The sequence below is a fragment of the Paenibacillus sp. sgz302114 genome, from assembly GCF_056120345.1.
The window spans coordinates 112,729-133,733 of sequence record NZ_JBVYOI010000004.1 but is presented as its reverse complement, the minus strand read 5'-3'; the positions used below and the strand labels follow the sequence as shown (position 1 = coordinate 133,733).

The 21,005-nt window shown below is 51.2% G+C and carries 20 protein-coding genes; 2 read left to right on the top strand and 18 right to left on the bottom strand.

The window, feature by feature from the left end; all coding sequences use genetic code 11:
• Window positions 1–103 precede the first annotated feature (103 nt).
• The 4 genes from AC0LWF_RS12645 to AC0LWF_RS12630 all read right to left on the bottom strand — a co-directional run bounded on the left by AC0LWF_RS12645 (window position 104) and on the right by AC0LWF_RS12630 (window position 2,580).
• On the bottom strand, window positions 104–325 hold the full coding sequence (locus AC0LWF_RS12645; RefSeq protein WP_474651889.1) for a hypothetical protein: 222 nt from the start codon (window positions 323–325) through the stop codon (window positions 104–106).
• Between the two features lie 87 nt (window positions 326–412).
• Window positions 413–889, bottom strand: a complete 477-nt coding sequence (locus AC0LWF_RS12640; RefSeq protein WP_474651888.1) for a GNAT family N-acetyltransferase — start codon at window positions 887–889, stop codon at window positions 413–415.
• Between the two features lie 195 nt (window positions 890–1,084).
• Window positions 1,085–1,792 (bottom strand): DNA alkylation repair protein, encoded by a 708-nt coding sequence (locus AC0LWF_RS12635; protein WP_474651887.1) that lies wholly within the window; start codon window positions 1,790–1,792, stop codon window positions 1,085–1,087.
• Between the two features lie 17 nt (window positions 1,793–1,809).
• Complete coding sequence (locus AC0LWF_RS12630; protein WP_474652239.1) at window positions 1,810–2,580, bottom strand: DUF817 domain-containing protein; 771 nt, start codon at window positions 2,578–2,580, stop codon at window positions 1,810–1,812.
• A gap of 491 nt (window positions 2,581–3,071) precedes the next feature.
• On the opposite strand from AC0LWF_RS12630, the gene AC0LWF_RS12625 reads away from it, so the two are divergent.
• Window positions 3,072–3,986 (top strand): LysM peptidoglycan-binding domain-containing protein, encoded by a 915-nt coding sequence (locus AC0LWF_RS12625; protein WP_474651886.1) that lies wholly within the window; start codon window positions 3,072–3,074, stop codon window positions 3,984–3,986.
• Window positions 3,987–4,067: 81 nt separating this feature from the next.
• Here the strand turns inward: AC0LWF_RS12625 and AC0LWF_RS12620 are convergent, their stop codons facing one another.
• The 8 genes from AC0LWF_RS12620 to AC0LWF_RS12585 form a co-directional block, all read right to left on the bottom strand.
• Window positions 4,068–5,372, bottom strand: coding sequence for a homocysteine synthase (locus AC0LWF_RS12620; protein WP_474651885.1), 1,305 nt, complete (start codon window positions 5,370–5,372; stop codon window positions 4,068–4,070).
• Between the two features lie 113 nt (window positions 5,373–5,485).
• Window positions 5,486–6,481 (bottom strand): zinc-binding dehydrogenase, encoded by a 996-nt coding sequence (locus tag AC0LWF_RS12615; protein ID WP_474651884.1) that lies wholly within the window; start codon window positions 6,479–6,481, stop codon window positions 5,486–5,488.
• Window positions 6,482–6,651: 170 nt separating this feature from the next.
• Window positions 6,652–7,650 carry a formimidoylglutamase gene (gene hutG / locus AC0LWF_RS12610; protein ID WP_474651883.1) on the bottom strand — a complete coding sequence of 333 codons (999 nt, stop codon included), beginning with the start codon at window positions 7,648–7,650 and terminating at the stop codon, window positions 6,652–6,654.
• Window positions 7,647–8,954 (bottom strand): imidazolonepropionase, encoded by a 1,308-nt coding sequence (hutI, locus tag AC0LWF_RS12605; RefSeq protein ID WP_474651882.1) that lies wholly within the window; start codon window positions 8,952–8,954, stop codon window positions 7,647–7,649. Before hutI ends, hutG begins: the two co-directional genes overlap by 4 nt.
• 11 nt (window positions 8,955–8,965) lie before the next feature.
• Complete coding sequence (gene hutU / locus AC0LWF_RS12600; protein WP_474651881.1) at window positions 8,966–10,639, bottom strand: urocanate hydratase; 1,674 nt, start codon at window positions 10,637–10,639, stop codon at window positions 8,966–8,968.
• 21 nt (window positions 10,640–10,660) lie between these two features.
• Window positions 10,661–12,190, bottom strand: a complete 1,530-nt coding sequence (gene hutH / locus AC0LWF_RS12595) for a histidine ammonia-lyase (RefSeq protein WP_474651880.1) — start codon at window positions 12,188–12,190, stop codon at window positions 10,661–10,663.
• Window positions 12,191–12,483: 293 nt separating this feature from the next.
• The gene (gene rpiA, locus AC0LWF_RS12590) at window positions 12,484–13,164 is read right to left on the bottom strand and encodes a ribose-5-phosphate isomerase RpiA (protein ID WP_474651879.1); all 681 of its coding nucleotides are present in this window, start codon (window positions 13,162–13,164) and stop codon (window positions 12,484–12,486) included.
• Between the two features lie 14 nt (window positions 13,165–13,178).
• Complete coding sequence (locus AC0LWF_RS12585; RefSeq protein ID WP_474651878.1) at window positions 13,179–13,580, bottom strand: MerR family transcriptional regulator; 402 nt, start codon at window positions 13,578–13,580, stop codon at window positions 13,179–13,181.
• 151 nt (window positions 13,581–13,731) lie between these two features.
• On the opposite strand from AC0LWF_RS12585, the gene AC0LWF_RS12580 reads away from it, so the two are divergent.
• The gene (locus AC0LWF_RS12580) at window positions 13,732–14,466 is read left to right on the top strand and encodes a class I SAM-dependent methyltransferase (protein ID WP_474651877.1); all 735 of its coding nucleotides are present in this window, start codon (window positions 13,732–13,734) and stop codon (window positions 14,464–14,466) included.
• 59 nt (window positions 14,467–14,525) lie between these two features.
• Here AC0LWF_RS12580 and AC0LWF_RS12575 read toward each other — a convergent pair whose 3' ends face one another.
• From AC0LWF_RS12575 to AC0LWF_RS12550, 6 genes are all read right to left on the bottom strand, one after another.
• Window positions 14,526–15,368: a phytanoyl-CoA dioxygenase family protein gene (locus tag AC0LWF_RS12575; RefSeq protein ID WP_474651876.1), complete on the bottom strand. Its 843-nt coding sequence runs from the start codon at window positions 15,366–15,368 to the stop codon at window positions 14,526–14,528.
• A 67-nt stretch (window positions 15,369–15,435) separates the two neighbouring features.
• Complete coding sequence (locus AC0LWF_RS12570) at window positions 15,436–15,627, bottom strand: hypothetical protein (RefSeq protein WP_474651875.1); 192 nt, start codon at window positions 15,625–15,627, stop codon at window positions 15,436–15,438.
• A gap of 148 nt (window positions 15,628–15,775) precedes the next feature.
• A complete protein-coding gene (locus AC0LWF_RS12565; RefSeq protein WP_474651874.1) occupies window positions 15,776–16,969 on the bottom strand; it encodes a glycosyltransferase family 2 protein in 1,194 nt (397 codons plus the stop codon).
• Between the two features lie 139 nt (window positions 16,970–17,108).
• Window positions 17,109–19,382 (bottom strand): glycoside hydrolase family 3 N-terminal domain-containing protein, encoded by a 2,274-nt coding sequence (locus AC0LWF_RS12560; protein ID WP_474651873.1) that lies wholly within the window; start codon window positions 19,380–19,382, stop codon window positions 17,109–17,111.
• 113 nt (window positions 19,383–19,495) lie between these two features.
• Complete coding sequence (locus AC0LWF_RS12555; RefSeq protein ID WP_474651872.1) at window positions 19,496–19,819, bottom strand: hypothetical protein; 324 nt, start codon at window positions 19,817–19,819, stop codon at window positions 19,496–19,498.
• Window positions 19,820–20,016: 197 nt separating this feature from the next.
• Window positions 20,017–20,994, bottom strand: a complete 978-nt coding sequence (locus AC0LWF_RS12550; RefSeq protein WP_474651871.1) for an ABC transporter ATP-binding protein — start codon at window positions 20,992–20,994, stop codon at window positions 20,017–20,019.
• Between the last annotated feature and the right edge of the window lie 11 nt (window positions 20,995–21,005).

Genomic DNA, 21,005 nt, shown 5'->3' with positions numbered 1-21,005 from the left:
CCACCGCACCACTATTTGCGTTAAAATTGCCATCATAGATAAGTGCTGTCTCGGTAGTGAACTCATCACCAATTGGGATAGCCCTCATTTATTTATTAACAAGTTACCATGTGCTATCTCGATCCTCCATCGGTACGAAGAGCGTAATGAGCCACCAAATCGAGAATCCTGTGCACATCCACAGCAGCGTCTGGTAATCCAATATCGCATATAGCAGCCAGCCGATTCCCATTATAACGAACCACAGCCATGAGCTGAAAAGCAGAACCCAAACGATTCCTTCCGCGAGCAGTTCGAGCAGAAACTCTACGAAAGCTTCCAGCATTGGACCTGCCTCCCGCTTCGTCATCTCCACGCCGCTTAGACGTTACATTCTCTTTCTATTCAACGAAGGTGGGTTTCACGACAACGTTTAGAGCTGCAACACGGTGATCTGCTCATCCCCGATCACTTCGCCATTGTCGCGGAAGCCGAAGCTTTCGTAGAGACTCTTCGCAGGCAGATTATCTGCTTTATAGGAGATCCAGCAATACTTTGCCGGACCTGCCGGAAGGGTGCGAATGAAGGACATGACGCGCTCCATCGCTTCCCTGCCGTATCCCCTTTTCTGGTAATGCTGATCAATCATCAGCCGCAGAACACAATAGCCTTCTTCTGCAACGGAGGGGAGCTCATAGCTTGTAATCTTATACGTTATCATCACAAAGCCGACCGGCTTCTCATCTGCATAGATTGCAAAAGGAAACGGATGTCCTCCATTTGTTGCAATGACATAACAGGAGGCGACGCTGGACAGATTGGACGCAACGAAACGTCGCTGATCTTCTGTAACCTCCAGATTGAATATTTCTCTTCTGTTCTCAAGCGTGATCTTACGGAGTGTAATCATACACTGTCTCCCCTCGAAGTCCGATGTTTGTTTACGCTGCGGCCGCTTTATAAACATACATTTTATTCTAAAAAAGGAATAGACTTATGCTGGATTTTTTTATATACTATTATTTATCCATGGCATTTTTAGGGATACAAATAATAAGCAGCTATCGTCCTGGCGTACCAAGACGATAGCTGCTTTTTTGATGGCTTAGCACCTGACATATTTACGCTTAAACCCGATTCTGCCTCGTTCAATTTCTTTCTGAATATTCGCGCCTGCGTTAATCAGCTTGCTTGGTCCCTTGCCCTTGTTCACTTCGACCGGACCTACCGCAGCTGCAGTCGCTACCGCTTTCTCATGCAATGGCACATACGAGACGGCGACCGTGTAAATAAAGTAATTCATCGCATATTTTGCTCGCTCCGGTGCATCATGAATCGTCTGCGCGACTTGATCCAGCATCGCGGCAAGCTTGCTTTCGTCGAATTCACTGTCCTTCCGGTTCCCGAGGAGCCAGCAGTAACAGCTCCACCCTGCCGACATTTTCAGCTCATCGCCGCTTGCAATCCACCCATCGGCAACTTCCTGCGCGATGTCTGTCTCAGCGAGGGTAACAGCCACTACATAATCCGACAGCATATAGAAGTAAGCTCCAGCTATCCATCGTTCGAAGTCCGCGGCAGTCATCGCCTTCGGATCTGCAATTACGCCCGCAAAATACATCGCATCATAGTTGCCCGTGTCATACAGCTGATCAGCCAATTGCTGATCCTTCTTAATCTTCTTGGCAATCGGCTTCATCTCACCCGTCGCTACGCCAAACACCGGCTCTGTCGCACCATTCGATAGATACATTTTCTTCAATCGTTCCTTGCCGAGCGCTTCAAGCTCCTGCATTACTGTCTCTGCCTGCATGGCTTCAATCGTCCTCTCTACTTAGATTTCATATCTGCTTTCACATGTTTGAGCTGTGCAACAATGATGACACTGATGATGACCAGCAGAAACCACGAGCTGATCTTGCTTACATGAACCACATGCCACGCATGGTGCTGATTCGGATATTTCCAAGCACCTAAGAACGTTGCGATATTCTCTGCCAGCCATATAAAGAAACCGACGATGAAAAAAGCAGCCGTGAGCGGCATCCGATACGTCTTGGAGCGCACTCTGTAAATGATCCACGTTCGCCAGAAGACAATGACGACAAGCCCTGTCAGCCACCACCGGAAGTCAGCGATATAATGATTGGTAAAAAAGTTCAGATAGATGCTTCCGCCTACGAGTCCCGCAGGAACCAGCCCCGGCCAACCTGTCATATCCATCCTTAGTCTACGCCAAATTTGACACATAAAGCTAGCCACGCTTGCATACATAAATCCGCTGTATAACGGTACATGGAACAGCTTCATGAACGCAGGCTCCGGATAGGACCAAGACCCGACGCTAACTTTGTAGATCTCCAGCAGCAAGCCAATCCCATGGAAGACGCAGATGACTTTGATTTCGTCTCGTGTCTCGAGCCCGCTGAAGTACATGAGTGCCTGCACGCCTATGAGAATGAGAAGAATGGCATCGTAGCGGTGGATGAAGGGCACTTCGATAACGGTTGACATTGCAAGCGTACCGAAGATCGCGACTGGAAATATACAGCTCATCGCCTGGTGATAGCCGAAGATTAGCAGCTGTATGATTGGCGCCATCGACCACTTCACGTTCAATCAGTTACCTCCGTTCTAGAACCTTCCTTATCAATAGCATACAAGAAACAACAGAACAATAAAGAGAAATTTGGCTAACAAAGATTTCGTATTTACAGGCACAGAGCGCATCATGAACGTAAAAAGCCTTAGTCCTGCACTCCTGCTTAGGTAGTACATGCGTCTGCAATCCTGATCCAGCACTAGCTACATTTTACCGGATCTATCCATGCCCGCAGCCCCTCCACCCGGATGAGAATCCTTGAGATGTCTATTCCAAACACGACTATACCTAGTGCGAATCACCTGATTATGGCAAATTGCCTTTTCTTCCGTACAACTTCATGTAATATGGTCTATACCGATTCTGCCCATGAAAGGAAGGTTCAACTTTGAAACCGAATTCGACAAACGCTAAATATGGTCCTAGAGCGATGCGAGCCAGGAAAAGGCGCGTTGCTTCAATCCTGCAAGTCTCTACAGGGCTGCTACTTATGGGTGTTGTACTGTACAGTATCTATGCAACTCAATCTCACTTCGGACATAAGCCCTTGGCTTCGAATCCAAGCGGTCCATCATCAGCTGAATCTGATGCAAGTAACAGCGATAAGAACGAGAAGCCGATTGACATCCGGATAGATACGAAGGCGGATAAACCGATGAAGCCGGCACAGGTGAAGGGCGGTCAGAGTGTATCTAGCATGACCAGCGCATCGAGTACTTCCAGTGCTTTCAGTACACCTAGTACTTCCAGTGCAACCAATACATCTATCACTTCCCCTTACGTATCGAAGCCGACGACCTTTAAAGACGCAAGACCCGTAAGCGCAGCTTCAGCGTCGGCTCCGGTATCATCGTCTTCCGATTATCCAAAGAAGTATGTGATTCAGAAGGGCGATACGCTGTCGAAGATTGCGGTGAAGTTCTACCATTCCAAGCAGCAAGTAAACCGGATCGCTGAAGCGAACCATATCTTATTTATCAATGATATGGTTGAAGGCGAGACGATTACCATCCCAGCGCCGTCTGGGTCCGCTGGATCAACGATTGGAAAGCAACGTGATTTGGACTACTCCAAAGTTACGCTCCCCGCAACCTATCTCGTGCAATCCGGCGATACGCTGTACCATATTGCGAAGCAATTCTATCGTTCGGACGATTACGTGGAAATGATTGCGAAGCATAACAAGTTGGATGTGAACGCAGGCTTGAAGGCTGGAACGTCACTCCTTATTCCTGCTTTACCGAAGCATAAAGTGAAAACTGGCGAGACGCTATCCAGCATTGCCAGACTTTATTACGGCGATAGCAAATACGCAAACGCACTTGCTAGCTATAACCAGCTGGAAGATAACGATATTGTTAGAATCGGCGATAATCTATCGCTGCCTCAGCTAGATACGCAATAAAATGATACAGCCCCGCGGCTCGCGTCTGTTAGAAGACTGCGAACCGCGGGGCTGTATTTGATATTCAGGCTGTTGGTCAATTTATTCTCTGCTTGCCCGAATTGCCTGTTCAAGATCATAGATGATGTCATCTATCGCCTCAGTACCGACGGACAACCGGATGAGACCCGGTGTAACGCCAGTCGCCTGCTGCTCTTCCTGCGAGAGCTGCTGGTGCGTCGTGCTGGCAGGATGGATAATAAGAGATTTGGAATCGCCAACATTTGCCAGATGCGAGAACAGCTTGACGGAGTTAATGACCTTCTTGCCTGCCTCTACGCCGCCTTTAATCTCGAACGTAAGAATCGCGCCTTGTCCTTTGGGCAAGTACTTCTTCGCAAGCTCGTACGATGGATGGCTTTCGAGGCCGGCATAGCTAACCCACTCGACAGCTTCGTGCTGCTCCAGATATTCCGCTACTTTCTGCGCATTGGAGGAATGGCGTTCCATCCGAAGATGAAGCGTCTCAAGGCCTTGCAGCAGCAAGAAGGAGTTGAATGGGGAGAGCGCAGCGCCCATGTCACGCAACAGCTGTACACGCGCCTTAATAATATAAGCAATCGGTCCGACCGCTTCGGAGAAGACGACACCGTGGTAGCTCGGGTCCGGCGTTGTCAGACCTGGGAACTTGCCGCTGGCAGCCCAGTCAAACTTGCCGCTGTCGACAATGACGCCGCCGATGGACGTGCCATGTCCGCCAATAAATTTGGTAGCGGAATGAACGACAATATCCGCGCCATGCTCAATCGGTTTGAGCAAATAAGGGCTTGGGAACGTATTGTCGACGATCAGCGGAATTCCATTCTCATGTGCAATTCCGGATACCGCCGCGATATCGAGCACATCGCCTTTCGGGTTGCCGATAGTCTCGGCGAAGATCGCTTTCGTCTTATCCGTAATCGCCGCGCGGAAATTCTCCGGGTTGCTAGGATCGACGAAGCGGACCGTAATACCTAGTTTCTTCAGCGTATAAGAGAATAGATTATAAGTCCCCCCGTAAAGACTTGTTGCAGATACAATCTCATCGCCTGCTTCGGCAATGTTCAAGATCGAATATGTAATCGCTGCTTGTCCGGACGCGACGCCGAGCGCGCCGATTCCGCCTTCAAGCGCTGTAATCCGCTGCTCGAAAACGTCGGTCGTCGGATTCATGATGCGTGTATAAATATTGCCAAACTCTTTCAAACCGAATAAATTAGCTGCATGCTCTGTGTCTCTGAAGCCATATGATGTCGTTTGGTAAATGGGAACTGCACGCGCGTAAGTCGAAGCATCCAACTGCTGCCCGCCATGCACGGCCAGTGTCTCCTCTAGAAAACGTCTTTCCTCTGAAAATTGATTCGCCATTGACGTTCATCCTCCAAAGATCAAGTTTTGTCATACTGTCATACTGTCATACTCTTCCAATATAACATAGTCGTCTTCGTCGGTATAATAGATTCGTTCTATTCAGGAGGCGTTTAGCTTCCTATCTTCGCAACCATTTTCCCCTGTACATGACGCTCTGACAGCAGCTGCAGTCCTTGCGGGATCTCTGCTAACGTGATCACCTTATTGACCATCGCGTCGATCTTCTTCTCCTCAAGCAATTGTAGAAATTCGGCTGCCATTGCTGCAAGCTCCTCCTCGGCTTTCCTTCCAGAGCCATATGCCCCGCCTAGCATCAGCTTGTGCAGCGTGAATGTCTTCGTGGAAGGCTGGAAGTCTGCAACTGTCTCAGGAGCGCCAGCGATACAGGCGAGCTGGCCGCCGAAAGATAGTGTGGACAGATCCTTCTGCGAGGTGGCACGATTAACGGAGCTAACGATCAGATCTACCCCTTCGCCAGCTGTAATCTCCAACACTCTTGCGTGTACGTCCTCTTGGTTATAATCCAGCACATAATCAGCGCCAAGGCTGCGCACATAGTCGGCATTGTTCGGTGAAGCAGTCGCGATGATCGTTGAAGCACCGAGCAGCTTAGCCAATTGAATCGCATAACCGCCTACCCCGCCTGCTCCTGCATGTACAAGAATGGATTGTCCGCTCTGCAAGTGCATTTTGCGAACGAGAATTTGATACGCAGTCAAGCCAGCGCATGGGAATGCTGCGGCATCAACGAATGAGACTCCGGCAGGTATCGCTGCTGCTGTATGCGCTATAGTCGTGCTGTACTCCGCGAAGCCTCCTGGCTTTGAGAAATCTCCATGGTAAACGACACGATCCCCTACTTGCCACTGTGTTACGCCTTCTCCTACGGCGTCAACGATTCCCGCAACATCGACACCGCTGACATGAGGATACTGCCAATTCGGATGGCCGTTCATCGCTACTTTGTAATCAACCGGATTCAATCCGGCAGCTTGTACACGCACTCGAATTTCCCCGGCTTTCACAGAAGGAACAGGTAGATCAGACAGTACGAATTGTTCGGGCTTTCCTGGCTCGTTTAATACGATTGCTTTCATTCTTTCCATAGTTCGCTCCCTCTCTCAGGTCTTCAGCTATTCTAGCTTCCCTTATCCAATTGATTCTGCGCGGAGCTCTAAGGCTCCTGCTGCAATGCTAGATACGAATCCTGCTCAGCTTTGTCTCTAACTTTAGCATACCGAATCAGCTCTCCACAAACGCCTGCGTCAGCCTAGATTCAACACGGTCGGCTCGCCATTCCTGCTAGAAAGCTAAGCATGAATTGCACCGCAAGGCGTGAAGTTACATTGCGCACATCTACAGTCGGATCAATACACACGAAGTCGATCCCCCGCACTTGCGGCAGCGTGCCGAGATGATAGAGTGCATCAAGCGCATCCCACGGATTCAACCCGCCGGTTCCAATAGCAGGGCAGCCTGGGGCAAAGGCTTGGTCGATGACATCGACGTCAAAGCTAACATAGATCGCATCTGTCGCATCACTAGCGGCTGCAAGCGCTTGAGCAAGTATGGCTTGCATCCCGCTGTTCCGCACATCTCGCGAAGTAAAGACATGTACGCCTTTGCTGAGCACATAGTCATGATAGGGTTTTGAATTCATAAATCCGCGAATGCCGATTTGCGCAATGTTATTGCCAGAGACTGCACCGGACTCTAGAATGCCTCGAAATGGCGTTCCATTCGTAACTCCGCCATCTTCGAAATTTCGCACATCATGATGCGCGTCGAAGTGGACAATGCCCACCTTTTTACCTGGATAACGTGCAGCGAAAGCTTTGACCGATGGGCAACTGATCGAATGATCTCCACCGATTACGATTGGAACTAGCGATGGTTGAAGTTCATATAGCTTGGCTAAACAAGCTTCGATACGACTGTGGCATGCTCCTATATCTGTCACATGCATCTGAATATCTCCAATATCTCGGACCGTCATATGCTGCAGGTCAACACCGTATTCCAGCGAATAGGTCGTAAAAGATTTGAATGCAGCCCGAACAGCTGCAGGCGTCGTCGAAGCGCCAGAGAGCGATATCGAAGATTTGGAGAGAGGGACGCCGATGATCGCTGCCGTCAGCTGCTCAAGTCCATCCCATGGACGAATCCAATGCGAGAGTCTAGTTTCCAAATGGTCTCGAAATGCTGCCTGATCAGGTGAAGTCAGAAAAGGTATACTCCCGCTTCCGCAGGCACTGCCACTGCCACTTTCGCTCATAACCCCCACTCTCCCGCTGCAAGCTGGCCATTCCAGACGGCTACTTTGCCTTTTTTGATTACACCAAACGTATGATTGATGCCAAAATGATAAGGCAAATAAGCTAGGCTCGGCGCATCCAGTATCGTTATATCCGCTTGCTTCCCGTGCTCAATCGTACCGATCTCGCTTGCTAGACCGAGGGCAGCTGCCGCGTTGATGGTGCAGGCGGTTAAGATTTCTTCAGGCGTCATTCTCAGGTTCAAGGATGCCAGCATCATAATGAGCTGAATCGACTCGGTTGGACAAGAGCCGGGATTGTAGTCTGTCGCGAGCGCCACAGGCAATTGGAACGTATCGATCATATCGCGTGCGCGTGCATGCTGCTTCAGCCCCAGATTGAATGATGTTCCGGGCAACAGTACTGGAACAACAGCGCTTGCAGCTAGCGAGCTTAAGCCTTGGTCTGAAGCTGCTAGCAGATGCTCCGCAGATATGGCGCCAATCTCCCCGGCAAGCTCAGCCCCGCCGAGTGATACGATTTCGTCAGCGTGAATTTTCGGAATAAGCCCATATCGCTTACCTTCTTGCAGAATGCGCCTGGATTGCGGAATACTGAAGACTCCCGCCTCGCAGAACACATCGCAGAACTTCGCAAGCCCTTGACTTGCTACTTCCGGCAGCATCCTGCTCACGATCAACTCCACATATTCATCCGCCCGACCTGCATACTCCGTTGGGACGGCATGCCCGCCCATGAAGGTGGAGACGAGATCGACCGGATGCCGCGAATTAAGCTGCTTGGCTACGCGCAATTGCTTGAGCTCATCGTCGAGCGACAGCCCGTACCCGCTCTTCGCTTCAACGGTCGTAACTCCATTGAGCAGCATGATGTCGAGACTACGGCGCGCTTTCTCGAACAATTGCTGCTCGCTTGCTTCGCGGGTCGCACGAACTGTACTCAGAATGCCGCCGCCCTGCGCCAAAATTTCCAAATACGGCACGCCTGATCGCTTAGTCGACAGTTCATGCTCCCGCGATCCGCCATGGACAAGATGCGTGTGCGGATCGACGAAGCCTGGCACTACAAGCTTGCCCTTGGCACTAACGTTCTCCCCGATTTCAGTACCTGCAAGCTGATTCCGTACATCATGCTCCGTTCCGAACACCGCTATCCGCTCTCCTCGAATCGCGATGGCCGCATGTTCAATCTCGTGAACGACGCTCATCTCTGCTCCGTAACGCGGAACACAGCCAGGCGGCGGCGTGACCAGCAAGCCAATATCTGTAATAAGCAAGTCAATTCGCTCCATACTTGTACTCATAGCGCCACCTCCTATTCCCGCATCGGGATGCGGATTCCGTGCTTTTGTGCCGTTTCGGACGCTTCATCGTACCCAGCATCCACATGGCGAATGACGCCCATACCTGGATCTGATGTCAGCACTGCGCTTAGCCGCTCCGCCGCTTCATCGGTCCCGTCTGCAACGACAACCATGCCTGCATGCAGCGAATAACCCATCCCGACTCCGCCTCCATGGTGGACGGATACCCACGAGGCGCCCGCCGATGTGTTGATGAGCGCATTCAGAATCGCCCAATCTCCGACCGTGTCGGAACCATCCTTCATCGCTTCTGTCTCCCGATTAGGGGAAGCGACCGAGCCGCAGTCGAGGTGATCGCGGCCAATTACGATCGGCGCTCGCAGCTCACCGCTGCGAACCATTTCATTCAGCGCGAGGCCGAACTTCTCCCGTTCGCCGTAGCCAAGCCAGCAGATACGGGCCGGCAGCCCTTGGAAGGCGACGCGCTCCCCCGCCATCTCGATCCATCTTCGAAGCCGATCATTTCCTGGGAAAAGCTGCACGACGAGCTCATCCGTCTTCCGAATATCCTCCGGATCACCGGACAAAGCCACCCAGCGGAACGGCCCTTTCCCTTCACAGAATAGAGGGCGTATATATGCCGGGACGAAGCCTGGGAAGTCGAACGCGTGAGTCACACCTTCGTCGTAAGCAACCTGCCGAATGTTATTGCCATAATCGAACAAGACAGATCCCATCTGCTGGAGATCAAGCATCGCTTGCACTTGAACAGCCATGCTTGCTTTGGCGAGCAACACGTACTGCTCAGGATCTCGTGAGCGCAGCGTGGTCGCCTCCTCCAATGTCAGGCCCGCTGGCACGTAGCCAATGAGCGGATCATGCGCCGATGTCTGGTCCGTTGTGAAATCCGGCTTAATCCCGCGCCGTACGAACTCTGGATAAATCTCAGAGGCGTTGCCAAGCAGTCCAATCGAGAGCGCTTTCCCTGCGGCCATCGCATGATTCGCTAACGTGAGTGCTTCGTCCAACGTCTCCGCCAACGCATCGCAATATCTCGTCTGTATTCGTCGCTCGATCTTGGCGCGATCAACTTCAACGACGATGACGACGCCATCGTTCATCGTTACAGCTAACGGCTGTGCGCCGCCCATACCGCCAAGTCCTGCTGTTAGCGTAAGCGTACCGCGCAAAGTGCCGCCCGTATGCTGACGCGCCGCTTCAGCGAATGTCTCATAAGTCCCTTGCAATATCCCCTGAGTACCGATGTAGATCCAGCTGCCCGCGGTCATCTGCCCATACATCATAAGGCCTTTCTTCTCGAGCTCGCGGAAGTTTTCCCATGTTGCCCATTTCGGCACGAGCACCGAGTTTGACAGCAGCACGCGCGGCGCGCGTTCATGCGTCTTGAAGACACCGACCGGCTTGCCAGACTGAATAAGCAGCGTTTCATTGCTCTCTAGACGTTGAAGCTCACGCACTATCGCGTCGTATGAAGGCCAGTTTCGCGCTGCCTTGCCGATCCCGCCATACACAACGAGATCCTCCGGACGCTCAGCAACTTCAGGATCAAGATTGTTCATGAGCATTCGCATGGCGGCTTCCTGTACCCAACCTTTGCAAGACAGTTCTGTGCCCCGCGGGGCACGAATGATGCGCTTTGGCTCAATCGGTTGATTCTCATTCATGGAAGAGAACCTCCTTCAGAGTTAATACAATGGACCAGACACCGCTTCAACTCGTTTCAGCCATTCGCCGGATAATAGTGCGCTCGCCGTTCGCTCTATATCCGCTGAAGTGGAGCGATCCTCATCGACCTTCGGAACGACAGTCCGCAAGCAGTCATGCAACACTTTCGTCGCAGGAGCTAATCCGTTCGCACCGACGAATTCAGCTGCTTCTGCTGCGCAGATGAGCTCGATCGCCAATACTTTTGCCACATTGCTAATTACCAGCTCCGCGTGCCTCGCGGCAGTCGTCCCCATCGACACATGATCCTCCTGACCCGCAGACGACGGGATCGAGTCGACGCTGGCTGGATGCGCAAGCACTTTATTCTCTGAGACGAGTGACGCACTGACGTACTGCAAGATCATAAGGCCAGATCCGAGGCCGGGATTATGGCTGAGAAATGCCGGCAAGCCTCCCGACAGCGCCGGATTCACGAGCCTCTCTGTGCGGCGCTCCGATATATTCGCAAGCTCGCTCATGCCAATCTTCATGAAGTCCATGGCAAAAGCGATCGGTTGGCCGTGAAAATTGCCGCCTGATACGACAAGCCCCTTATCTGGAAAAAGGAGCGGATTATCCGTTGCCGCATTAATCTCTACTAGAAGCTTATCGAGCGTGTAACCGAGCACTTGCCGTGTCGCGCCATGCACTTGCGGCAAGCAGCGCAGGGAATAGGCATCCTGCACCCGGAGCTCGCCTTGTCGGGTTGTGTGAGAGCTGCCTTGCAGGAGCGTTCGCAAGTTGCGTGCAACACCAATCTGCTCGGGGTATGGGCGCGCAAGCTGCACATCCTCGGCGAAAGCTTCCGGTATCCCATGCAGCGTTTCCAGCGTCATCGAAGCGATTACATCCGCGATTCTCGCGAGCCGCAGCGCTTTCACATAAGCGAGCGTGCCAATTGAAGTCATAATCTGCGTCCCGTTTATAAGCGCGAGCCCTTCTTTGGCTTGCAGCGTAATCGGTCCAAGTCCTGCTCTCGCTAGTGCCTGTGCGCCTTGAAGCCTCTTCCCTTGATAATACGCCTCTCCCTCGCCAATCAGCACGAGGACAAGATGCGAGAGCGGCGCCAAATCACCGCTAGCGCCTAACGATCCTTGTTCAGGAACGACCGGATGAACACGCTTGTTGATACAATCAATCAATAACTGCAGCGTTGACATCGCAATACCTGAATTTCCTTTGCTAAGCGCATTCGCGCGTAACAGCATGAGCGCGCGTACCGCCGGTTCGTTCATCGGATTGCCGACGGCGCACGCATGGCTGCGAATCAAGTTCATCTGGAGCTGTGCTGCGTGCTGCGGCGAAATGACGACGTCACTGAACTTCCCGAAGCCTGTCGTCACTCCATATACCACTTGCCCCTCTGCAACCAGCTCCTCCACCATTTTCCGGCAAGCATCTACCCGCTTCCTTGCTTCGCTACTTAGGACAACCGTTCGATTATGATACGAGACCTCCGCTATTTGTTCAGGAGTGAGGCTTTCTCCGTCCAGTACGATTGGCTTCATGTCAACACTCCTCCCACGAATGGACGAGATCATGCAGTTCCTTTCTTGCTTTACCATAAGAAAGGGACCGTGCGGAAGCTGTTCGCTTCCACGCGGTCCCTATTTACGAAGGGTAGTAATGCGATTGTCCAGTATCGTGCATTACGCCAATACATCGCCATCACTCATTCCCTAATCTTTTTTAAGTTTCAAGCTCATTGTTGCATGCGGCCCTTGACCAAGTCAATATCGTTTCGCCTATGAGAACTTGTCCTTTTTGAGAAAGCTTGCCCCTGCATAGTAGGCGCTATCTATCACCTCGCCAATTCTTTGACTGACCCATCAAGTCCGCCAACAATCACCTTCGACGCGAGATTGATAAATAACCCATTTTCAACGACTCCGGGTATCATGTTTAATTCCGTATGTAATTCGCTCGCCGATCCGATCTTATCAAACTGACAATCGGCAATATAATTGCCGTTATCCGTTACGAATGTTTCTTCGCCATGTTTTCTCAAACGAGGGATGCACCCATAGGAGGCCAGCTTATGCAGCGTAAGCTCGTGTCCGAATTGCACGATCTCAACAGGCAGAGGAAATCGCCCCAACTGCTGTACGACCTTGCTCTCGTCGGCTATAATGATGAGCTCTTTGCTGGCAGAAGCAATGATTTTCTCCCGCAGAAGCGCGCCTCCCCCGCCTTTGATCAAGTTCCACTCATCATCGACCTCATCAGCGCCATCAATTGTAAGATCGATCTCCTCGATCTCCGATAATCGGACTAACGCAATCCCCAGCTCCTTCGCCAGTAATTCGGACTGCATCGAAGTTGCAACTGCCTTCATGCTGAGACCATTCTTCGTCAACTCCCCTAGCTTTTGAATCGTCCAATAAGCAGTGGAGCCTGTACCTAATCCAACGATCATCCCGTCACGTACATATTCTGCAGCTTTCTCCGCTGCAGCTCGTTTTGCTTCCGTTCTCGCGTCCATCTTAATTAAGTCTCCTATCTCGATTCCTGCTTTTGCTGGACTCGAAGCGTATTTTCTTTCTTCGCAATCGTCTGATCATACCTTGCGATTTTATCATCGAGGCGTGTTAACGTGCTTCTCATCTCTTCGAGCTTGGCTGCAAGCTTCTCGCGTTGATCAATCAGAAGTTCTTTCCTCGTATGCAGCGTGTCGTCGCCCTTCTGGAACAAAGCTACGTACTCAATCAGCGTTTCAACCGGAAGCCCCGCGCTTTGCCGCATACACTTGATAAAATCGATCCAGTTGCAGTCCTCCTGCGTATAATCCCGGATTCCGCTCTTGTTCCGATTTACTGGCGGTATGAGCCCGATGCGTTCATAATAGCGGAGCGTATCCTGAGATAGCTCAAACTTCTCGCTCACTTCAGCAATTAACATGTCCGGCTTCCTCCTCGTTTCTCTACGATCTTAATGGTATAAACGTAGTGTAACCTCTGGAGCTAACTCCAAGTCAATCGTTAATTAGATTGCTCGGCCCATCCAATTACTGCTAGACTATACCTTATTGCTAAGGAGGTCTGCCACCGATATGAAACAGAATAAATATGACGATTCCGGCTTTTTCGCCAAATACAGTCAGATGCCACGTTCGATCGGAGGCTTGGATGCCGCTGGAGAATGGAGTACATTTCGCGCAATGCTCCCTGATCTTCGGGATATGAAGGTGCTTGATCTAGGCTGTGGATTTGGCTGGCATTGCCGGTATGCTCGCGAGCAGCAGGCGCGCTCCGTGCTTGGTATCGAGCTATCCGCTAACATGCTGGAACGCGCCAAAGAAATGACGGATGACGAGCAGATCGAATATCGACAAATGGCCATTGAAGATATCGATTTGCCGGCTGCAACGTTTGACGTTGTACTCAGTTCCCTTGCCCTCCATTATATTGAGGATTTTGACGCAATCTGCCGTAGCGTGCATGACATGCTCGTTCCTGGCGGAAGCTTCGTATTCTCCGTGGAGCATCCGATCTTCACAGCGCTCGCGGCGCAAGATTGGCATTACGGTCCGCAAGGCGAGAAGCAACACTGGCCGGTGGATCATTATCATGCTGAAGGCGCTCGTGAAGCGGGATTTCTAAACGACGATGTCATCAAGTACCACCGCACAGTCGCAACGTATATCGGCGGATTGCTGGCAGCTGGATTCAGCTTGACGAATCTGTCTGAGCTAAAGCCAACGAAGGAGATGCTCGAGAGCAACGCTGCTTGGCACGAAGAAACTCGCAGGCCGATGTTCCTCTTAATCGCTGCGGGTAAAGATTAATGTGGTTAAATAATAAAAGGCCGCTCCATTTAGCGGCCTTCTCGCATTCTATCACCTATTTAATCATCTGCACTGGATAATAAGACGGGATCGGCTGCGTGTAATTTTCTTTTTACGAACTTAATTTGGTTCGGCGTCCACTGCGAATAAAATAAACGAGTCTCGTAATCGTCACTTAGTGCTAGCACTTCGGGTACCGTAGCCCAATTCGTCAGCGGATAGCTTGATGCCCGCGAATGGTAATTATGCATCGTACGCCGGCCATGGGTGCAGTCTTCCCTTCCGCCTTTGCGTGTGTGATAGGTTGTAATGTTATACAACACCGCAGTGCCAGCTTGCCCCCGAATCGGGATCTCCTCGTAAGCATCTCCCAGCTTCGCTTTCGCCTCATCTAGAGAATCATACGTATGGCTGTTTGGCACGAGGCAGAACGCCGGGCAGCAGTCGTGGACATCCGACAGATAATAGATGACGCATGTATACGTGCTGATGTAGGGATTGTCGGGATCATAGATCTTCCCGCCCATCGTCCCATAAAAGCTGATATCACGGTGAAAATGCATCTCGCTGCTGCTTGCAAGGTCAGCCGATACATCGCGAAAATCAAACTGGGCAAAACGAGCCTCACCGAGCAATACCTCCTGTACGAGCGGAAACGTGACAGGATGACGGATGAAGCGGTCCATCTCCAGCGGATGCGTCTGAAGCAAGCTCACCGTGCCGACTGCGCCGGCTTGGGGCTTATGCCACTGGTCCGGATGCTGCTGCAAGGAATCTTCCACCAGCTGATTCAAATAATCAAGTTCCTCCTCAGAAAGTGCATTCGGAATGACCGCAAAGCCCTTCTCCTTATAGAGTGCGAGAATATCCTCTCTCGAAGGCTGGACCGTCTGTGTATTCATTAAGATTAGCCCTTCTTTCGCTTTATGGATAATGAATCACTCGTACCTTATGCAGCTTGGGACAGGTTTAGACGATTTCTTTCTTAAAAAAACGATGACGATAACCAGTCGGAGCGTCCTCCATGACCAGAGCTTCCGTGTAGCCGTTCTTCACATAAAATTGCTGCGCTTGAAAGCTAAACGTATTCATTTTAATAAACGTGCACGCTTTTTCTCTTGCAATAGACTCGTTAACCTTCTTCATTTGCTTCAGCTGCAATGATCGTTTCCTTAACCATATTAAACAAACCTCCTGCAATCATCACTCTTTTTTGTACTGGAAGAGTTCTCCAGATGCAACAGCTTTCCTGCCTGGAAAAGAAAAAAGAGCCCCGATTAGGCTCTCTTAGGTCTCACAATTGGATCCATTATTTCAATGCCCCGAGCACGAATGCTTGCATCCGGGAGCGCACCGTCATCGTCTGAAAGAGATAGTGAACATTCTTCGATGAGGTAACTTCTCCGTTATACCACGAAATCGCAGAGGTCACATTCGGATCCATCAGCCCCGACTCCTTAATTGAACGCACGAAGCTTTTCTCGGCAGGCGCATACTGGCTGTCGAAGATCATGCACCACTCTCCTCTTGCTCTGGCTAGCGCTTTGTGCAGCGCATAGCTGATCGTGTGCTTCACATAATACAAGACTCGCACGCGCGGATCTTGATAAGGCTCGATAATGGCTTCGACCTCCTTCTGCGTCGCTAAGCTTACGATCAGGATCTCGCAGTTCGTCTCGTATTGATCAATAATATTGCCCAGGGCAGCCCTCGCCTTCTCCACCTCATTCGGCTTCACGACGAACAAAGCGCTGTATAGGAGCGGCATTCCGCGCCTCATCCGGGTTTCAAAGTGTGAATGATGCACCTCATTCCAGCACATCCGGTACTTGGACGACTCATTCGCAATGTGCGTTGAGAGGCTGAATGGCGAATTGATCCGGTAATCCATCAGCTCGATCGCTACATATTTGATATCGCAGTAATCCGTCATACGCAGCCAATAATCGTAATCTTGGATATACCGCATCCGATAGCCGTCTACCTTCCGACAAAACTCCGTCCGATGGATGAAGGATGGGCCGATGATACAACCGTCTAGCAGCGCTTCTTTCGGGCGATTTTGCCAGTTCCGTAATGTCTGAAGAAACTCGGGCGTATGTGCAATCGTTCCGTCCTCGAAGATTTGGTTAAAGCTGCTATAGACGATGCCCACGTTAGGCGCCGCCTGATCCATCTCGTACACCAATGTGCCGAGGAAATATGGATAATACACATTGTCCGTCGATACCCATGTCAAATATTCATAACCTTGGTCCATTAGAATCTCGAAGCCATAATTAAGCGCGAACGCAACACACTGATTGACCGGATAAGAAACGATAGTCACTCTCGGATCCCCATGCGTACATTCCTGAATGAGCGGCAGAAGCTCCGGCGCCCCGTCGATTACAATCAGGAAGGTAAATTCGAGATAGCTTTGAGTGCGAACGGATTGAATCGCCATACGGATAAATGCTTCATCCTGATAATAAACGGGCATAACAACTCCGACTTTCGCCATACCTGCGCATCCCTCTCCCTTCTACTGTAATCTATGAAAATAGCACGCAGAGCGAGCTAGTCAGAGCGCACATTTTGTCCAACTCTTCGTAAAAAATAATAAAGCACGCCTACTCGCACAGGCGTGCTTGATGACTATGTCATGGTTGTAACTTGACTGGCAATGTTCCGAGCGGATTCTTCTGCCCGATCAGAACTCGAATCGCAGCCGCTGTATTCGGCTCTTGCTTGCCGTACACGGCCAACGCGGATTGTGCATTGTGCAAGTACAGCAGCTCGTACGGATTCCCGAGAGACAGCAGTGTATACCGCTTTTCCAGCCTGTTCAACTCATTTATGATCGTCTGTGTATCGCTCCAGTTAAACTCGCTAGCAACATTGCGGAATTGATAGGATGCAGCGATGACATAATCAGCCTTCGCAAGAGCCGGAAGCGCTTCGGACGCCTGCCCCGGCTTAATCAAGATTGTCTCAATCTCCAGCGCTAACGTAGACACCGCTTGCTGAAGCTGTGTCTTGAGCTGATTCGCCTGCATCTCATCGGCAGCAGCAATGACAACCCGATCTCCAGAATGAATCAGATCCGGATGGACTTGATCGCGGCCAGCAAGCAAGGTGACCGCCTGATCCGCGATTTCGCGCTCAACAGCACGGTGCTCTGGGGAACCGATAATATTCTTCAGTGATGCGAGCTGTGAAGTGAGGCTCTCGCTTTGGTCGAACAACCCATACTTTTCCTTAAGCTGCAAAATTCGTTTAACTGAACCGTGAATCGACGAAGCCGATAACCTGCCGCTCTTCACCGCTTCCACTAATGTCCGATGTGCCCCTTCGATATTTTGAGGCATGAGAATGATATCTACACCGGCAGCAACCGCGCGTTCAACCGATTTATTCTCGCCAAAATGCTCCGCAATCGCGTTCATCGTGAAGGCATCGGAGATGATGACGCCTTTATAACCCAGCTCACCACGAAGCATGCCTGTGAGCACCTTCTTCGACAAAGTCGCTGGGAGCGGTATGCTGCTGCCATCCTTCATTGAAGTTACACGCTCGTTATCGACCGCTGGAAACGCGATATGTGCAGTCATTATCATATCGACGCCGCTGTCAATTGCTGCGCGGAATGGCTTCAGCTCCATAGCATCGAGCCGCTCGCGGTCATAGTTCAGCACCGGCAGGCCAAGATGGGAATCAACCGACGTATCGCCATGCCCCGGGAAATGCTTCACCGCTGCAATCACGCCTGCGTCCTTAAGCCCCTTCATCGCAGACAGCCCGAGTCGAGTCACCAAGTCTGGATCTGCTCCGAACGAGCGCATTCCGATAATTGGATTATCCGGGTTGCTGTTAATGTCCAGATCAGGCGCAAAATTCAGCTGCAATCCGAGCGCTCTCAGCTCCTCGCCGGTCAGCTTGCCTGCGGCTTCCGCGAGCTTTGCATCCCCTGTTGCGCCTAACGCCATTTGACCAGGCAGATTCGTTCCGCCAGGAATGCGCTCGATGACCCCGCCCTCTTGATCGGTGCTCAGAAACAGCGGGATGTCGCCAGCTTCAGCTTGCAGATCATGCGTTAAGGTCGTGAGCTGTTTCGCATCGACGATGTTCTTCTCGAATATAATAAGTCCACCCAAATCCTGATTATGCAGCTGATTCTTGATGCCATCGTTCACGGTGGTCGTTACTTGACCGTTCCACTGCCGGATGTCCGGCATAAGCATTTGGCCGACTTGCTCGCTGACTGTCATGTAAGAGATGAGCTTATCCCAATCAAGAGAATGAATGGCCGCTGCCCTCTCGAAACGAATGACTCTCGACATGAATACCGCATATTCCGCTCGCGTGACCTGACGATCTGGACGATACGTGTGATCATCGTACCCTCCTATCAGACCGTTCGAGCTCATAATCGCTATTGGCTCAGCCGCCCAATGCGTCTTCGTATCGGAGAAGCTGACCTGCTGCGTTCCGCTCTTCAGCTGATAAGCTCGGGAAAGAATCGCTGCCGTTTCTGCGCGGCTAATTGGTTCGTCAGGATGAAACGACCCGTCCGGGAATCCGCCTGCAAGTCCCATCTCAGCAGCGACCTCGATTTCCATGTAGAACGGATGAGTGCTGGGAACATCCTTGTACGTCTGACCCGCTTTCGCCAGCTTGTCCGGGTAAAGCTCCCGCACCATGAACGTGACTGCTTGTGCACGAGTTACAAGCCCTTCCGGCTTGAAGGTTCCGTTCCCATATCCCGCCACCGTCCCGCGGTGCGCCATATACTGGATGCCGTCCACTGCCCATTTCGCGTTCGTTAAGTCGGTGAACGGTTGTTCTTTCGCCGACGATGCTGCTGCTGCAGAAGCAGCCCCAATTAGCAAAGTGCCAAGCACAGCTCCCGATAGAACTATCGATTTCAATTGCATAGAATTATCCCACTCCTGGTATTGTCTCTGTTTTACCAAGTTAGACGCGAGGAGAACGGGATAGTTGCGATATTGGGCATGAAAAAAGCCCGCAATCGCTGCGGGCTTCTACACTACGGACCGCCCGTCAACACATCCTCCCGATTCACAATCGGAACGGTCGGTCCCTTAGTTATGTCATATATATCTCCATTCAATGTCTCTGTTTGAAGCGTCAGATAGCCCCCGATAACCTTGCCCTCGCACTCAAGAACATAACCAATCACATCGTTATATGGTCCGACAGCTTCGTCGAGGTCATACCCTGATATTATGAGTTGCTTCGATGTGTATGGTGCGAGGTCGAGCTTGGCCTCATAAATGAGCAGATCGTAGTGCTCCTTGGATACTGGCAATGATCCTGGCGCATACGTATACTCCGATTCAAATTGCTTCAAAGTCCAACCATAGCTCTTGAAGTACTCGATATGCGCGCTTGGAAAGTTTGGCTTCCAAAGCTCATCGTTGGAGCAGCCGCATAACACAATAATTAGCGTGGTTAAACAAATTGAAAGTCGTAAAACCAACAAGTCACCTCGTTATAATTAATGTCATTAAATCAACGCATACGGAGGCTTTAGTCCCCCGCGCTCCCTTAAGTAGTTGCGTACACTTCCCGAATCGCATCCTCTATATCCGGCTCCTGAACGCTTAGATCCTGAATCGGCAGCTTCTGCGATAAGTCGGCGATTAACTCAGCCGCTGTAATGCTCGCTTTCTCGAATTGATACCAGAGCCGCAGCCCGTCCTGCTTAATAATTTGGGCGGATGGGTGCTCAACATCTGCGCATGGACGCTGTAGATCGACGACGAGCAGCCGCTTCGGCGTCAGCTTGCCGATCAATTCATCAATCGGTCCATCCTCGACGACTTTTCCGTGGTTGACGATAATAAGCCTGCTGCACAGCTCTTCAACATCGTCCAGATCATGCGTCGTCAGAATAACGGTGATGCCGCGCGTACGATTCATTTCTTGAATAAACCCGCGAATCGAGCGTTTCGCTTCCGCATCAAGACCGATCGTCGGTTCATCCAGAAATAGCACATCCGGCGAGTGAAGCATCGCCGCAGCCAAGTCACCGCGCATACGCTGACCGAGCGACAGCTGCCGGACAGGCGTATCTATGAATTGATCCAGACGAAGCACTTCGGTAAGCACCTTCATATTGTCTTCATAGGTTTGATCATCAATCTGGTAGATTCGTTTGAGCAGCTCGAACGACTCTCCGAGGCGCAAATCCCAGTACAGCTGCGTCCGCTGGCCGAAGACTACTCCGAGCTTGCGAACAACTGCCTTCCGGTCTGCTTGCGGAGAGACACCGCATACGCGAATCGTGCCATCTGTCGGATGCAGAATGCCAGTGAGCATCTTGATCGTCGTGCTTTTACCAGCGCCGTTCGGTCCGATATAGCCAACTATTTCACCGCGCTCGATGGAGAAGCTGATGCCGTCCACGCCGCGTACGTTTGTTTTTTCGGGAAAGAAGAGCCCTTTGAGTGCCCCGCGAAGTCCCCGCTCTTTCTTGACAATGACATATTCTTTAACCAAGTCTGTAACTTCAATAACTGGCATCGCTGCACACC